At 43.4% G+C, this 3,801-nt stretch carries 3 protein-coding genes and 2 pseudogenes; all 5 read right to left on the bottom strand.

What is annotated here, in order from left to right:
• Positions 1-207, bottom strand: a pseudogene (locus ACLOR3_RS04930) (DnaD domain-containing protein); the annotation flags it as partial.
• 9 nt (positions 208-216) lie between these two features.
• Positions 217-1,161: a homoserine O-acetyltransferase MetA gene (gene metA / locus ACLOR3_RS04935; protein ID WP_048717344.1), complete on the bottom strand. Its 945-nt coding sequence runs from the start codon at positions 1,159-1,161 to the stop codon at positions 217-219.
• 101 nt (positions 1,162-1,262) lie between these two features.
• Entirely contained in the window at positions 1,263-1,775 is a 513-nt protein-coding gene (locus ACLOR3_RS04940) for an adenine phosphoribosyltransferase (RefSeq protein ID WP_003002788.1), read from the bottom strand.
• Positions 1,776-1,931: 156 nt separating this feature from the next.
• Positions 1,932-2,525 (bottom strand): annotated as a pseudogene (locus tag ACLOR3_RS04945) (TipC family immunity protein).
• The coding region (locus tag ACLOR3_RS04950) for a single-stranded-DNA-specific exonuclease C-terminal domain-containing protein (protein WP_412037036.1) at positions 2,525-3,801 on the bottom strand (1,277 nt) is incomplete at its 5' end. The gene ACLOR3_RS04950 and the pseudogene ACLOR3_RS04945, both read right to left, overlap by 1 nt.

Here is a 3,801-nt window from a genome sequence, read left to right on the forward strand (position 1 = left end):
CATGGACTGGTTGACTTCTGCGACAGACTTGCCAATCGCATCTGCAATTTGATTAGGTGTGAGGCTGGATTGGTTGGTCGTGTTTTGCAAATAAAAGAACTGCCAAACCAGAAAATCCTCTGCATCTTTAAATAAATGGTGATAATGGAAAAGTAAGGCACTTGGTAAAACCAAATTGCCTGACTTAAATGCTTGTGAATATGTCATACTACCCCTTTATAGGTAACCATAAAATGAAATATCTTTTTCTAACTCCTCCAAACGATAAGGAGTTTCTTGGTAAACTGCATAATTGATCCAATTACTAAAGAAGTTGGCTGCCGCTAAGTTCCACCGCATCCGTGGGTCCCGACTACTGTCATCCTGATCGTAGTAATTCTTCGGAAGATCTGGATTCAAGCCTGCTTTGACATCTCGCTGGTATTCCTTGGCCAAGGTATCACGGTCATACTCCAAATGACCAAAACTATAGACCTCTCGAAGGTCTGGACTGGCCAGGATAGATAGCCCTACTTCACCCCCCTGAGCCAGGACTTGCAAGTTACTCTTCTCTAGCACTTCCTTAAGGGGGACATCTGTATAACGTGAGTGAGGGGCCAAAAAAGCATCGTCAAAGCCACGCATTAGGCGGTTCTGCGGATTCATGACTGTTTGCTCATAGATCCCAGATAGCTTGTCGCAGAGGGCTACTTTTTCAATCCCATAGCGGTAATAGAGACCAGCTTGGGCACCCCAACAAAGGTGCAGGGTTGAAAAAACATGGCGCTTCGACCAAGCAAAGACCTTTGTTAGCTCCTCCCAGTAATCCACTTCCTCAAAGGCTAATTTCTCTACTGGAGCTCCCGTAATAATCAAGCCGTCATAATAGTTCTCTTTAATATCCTCAAAGGATTTGTAGAAGACTTCCATATGTTCTGCTGCTGTCGTCTTAGACTCATGGCTGGTCATATAGAGGAAATCCACATTGATCTGCAAGGGAGTATTAGCCAGGAGGCGTAAGAGTTGAGTCTCAGTAGCTACCTTAGTCGGCATGAGATTCAAAATCAGAACATTCATCGGACGAATATCTTGGTGAGTTGCCCGAATATCATCCATGACAAAAATATTTTCTGAGCGAAGAATATCAACTGCTGGTAATTTCTTATCTAAGGTAATTGGCATAAAAAGCTCCCATCTTACAAGTTGTTACCTCTTATTATAAGACAGGAGCATATAGTTTTCAATTATGGTTTTTCTCTATCTAGATATAGCTCTAAACTATATTAGTAATGCATCAAGACCTTGTAATCGTAGTCTCCGATAGCTTCGCGGCCTTTGAGATCATCGAGCTCGATCAAGAAGGCACAACCTGCAACCACTCCACCGAGTTTTTCGATCATTTCGATGGTTGCTTTAACCGTACCACCTGTTGCCAAGAGGTCATCAACGATAAGGACGCGTTGACCTGGTTTGATAGCATCAGCATGCATGGTCAAGGTATCCACACCGTATTCTTTTTCGTAGTCCGCTGAGATGACTTCACGTGGCAATTTGCCAGGTTTCCGAACAGGCGCAAAACCAATACCTAGCTCGAAAGCGACCGGACATCCAACGATGAATCCACGCGCTTCAGGGCCGACGATCATATCAATCTTCTTATCCGTCGCGTATTGAACGATTTCACGAATCGCATAACTATAAGCATTGCCATCTGCCATCAAAGGGCTGATATCACGGAAGGTAATTCCTTCTTGCGGATAGTTCTCAATGCTTGCAATGTAATCTTTTAAATTCATGGTTAACTTTCTTTCATAAAAAAATTTTTACATTCCATTATACCATGAATTCTACTAACGTGCATCATTTTTTACTAAATCATTTTCCCACCCTCCTACAAAGAAAACAAAATCCCACATCCAAAAAAGATGTGGGATTGGATTCGAAAAAATGTCTTACTTCTCTTCTAACAATTCATTGTACTGGATTTTCATATCGCCCAGATTTTTCATGGAATAACGAGAACTTCCATTTTTAAACCAGGTACCAAGGATGTATTGTTCGGCGACTTTCTTACTTTGGTCTCGAAGCCAAGTAAGGTCTTTGCCATAGGTAGCAAGTTTCTGTAAAAAATCACTTCCTTCAACTGTTTGATTATCCTCGTAAAGATACACTTTTTCTTGAATCAATGCTCTTTTTTTAGAATTGTATTTGAAGGTCATCCAAACGTATGCATTTTTGTTTAGATGGTATTCATACCATTAAACCCATTCAGAACTATCTCGAAACATCATGACGGATAGCTCTTCTTGACCACCAACGATTTTATCTGAATAGGGGTACATTTGAAATCCTTCATCCTCCTTCCAGATGCGATCACTCCCGATCGTTTCTGTAAAGGGCCTAAACATCACATAGCGCATCCAGCTGCCATTTTCAGCGTAGTTGATTTCTTCCATGGGATTTCTCAAACTCCAGTAGATCCCCAGCCAATAGAGGGCAAAAAGGAGGAAAGGGCTGAGCCAGAGAAATATTTTCTTTTTGTTCATTAAATCGATTCCGTTAAATAGTCATAAATTTCTTGCACAGATCCTAAAGCCATGAGTTCCTGGTCTTTGACCGTCTGCACCAAGTCCTGATAGATGGAACTAGAGGCAATCTCCTTCTTCTCCGCGTCCTTGTTGACCGTCATGATGCCATTTTCAATCTGGACAAAGCCCAACTCTTGGAAGATTTGGATCATCTTAATCAACAAAACTTGTGGAATCTTGAGGTAGTCAGATAGTTGGCTGAGCTTATGGCGAATATCAAACTCAGGGAACTGATACAGCGTTTTGTAGAGTTTGGCATACTGATCCCGACTACCATAGCCAGTCAAATAATAGGCCTTGTCTAGGTGATTTTTAAAATAGACCGCTTGGAAGCTCTGTTCTTGGAAGAGGGCTTTTAAGTCAGCCAGGTCATCCGGTATGCGATCGATGACAATGGCAGGAGAATCTTCCCCTTCTTCCAACTGACTAAAGAGGGGAATAGCTTGTGGGAGAGGAGCATTTTTCCCTCGGATATTATAGAGCTGTACTCCTTCTACACGGGCATCCACCACCATCAGTTGCAGGGTGGTCTGTCCATTCCACTGATTGACGGACAAGGATACCACCAACTCCAAGTTTTTCGCTTGGGAGTACTCCAATTCCAAATGGCCCTGACCAAAAGCCACCACATCAAAACGGGCATCGCCTTTTTGAATCTTCAACTTCAGATGGCTATTGCCGGCCCCCATAGTCCGGCTAGACTCAACTTGAAAATCACGAATGTAAAAGACTGGTTTCTTATGGTCCATCCCAAAAGGAGCGAGACGGTCGAAACTCTTCAAGGTATCCAAAGTCAGCTCTTCTAGGTCCAACTCCTCATCCACAAAGAGTGTGGATTTGGCCGTCAGGTCAATCCCTTTTTCTACAATATAGTCAGAAAAAATCTCGGTCAGACGAGGGAGCTTGTCCACTTCCAGAGTCATACCAGCTGCACCCGCATGGCCTCCAAAGGCGATAAAGAGATCACGATGGGGATCTAGGGCTTCAAAAATATGAACACTTTCAGGGCTACGTGCGCTCCCCTTGGCCTTGCCTTGGTCTATGGTGAGGACGATAATGGGCTGATGGAGCTCTTCAAGTAGTCGACCGGCCACGATCCCTAAGACACCTGGATTCCAGCCTTCCTTGGCCAAGATTTGGACGGGAAGACTTGGATCAACCATGGCTTTAGCTTCATCATAGATGGCTTGGACAATTTCCTTGCGCTCTTCATTCTTGGCTTGAATCATCAGCG

The organism is Streptococcus intestinihominis, from assembly GCF_046824975.1.
In the GTDB taxonomy this organism is placed as follows: Bacteria; Bacillota; Bacilli; order Lactobacillales; family Streptococcaceae; genus Streptococcus.

Excerpts from the sequence above, each read along its gene's own strand:
- metA (WP_048717344.1), bottom strand. The coding sequence starts at position 1,161 with ATGCCAATTACCTTAGATAAGAAATTACCAGCAGTTGATATTCTTCGC.
- ACLOR3_RS04940 (WP_003002788.1), bottom strand. The coding sequence starts at position 1,775 with ATGAATTTAAAAGATTACATTGCAAGCATTGAGAACTATCCGCAAGAA.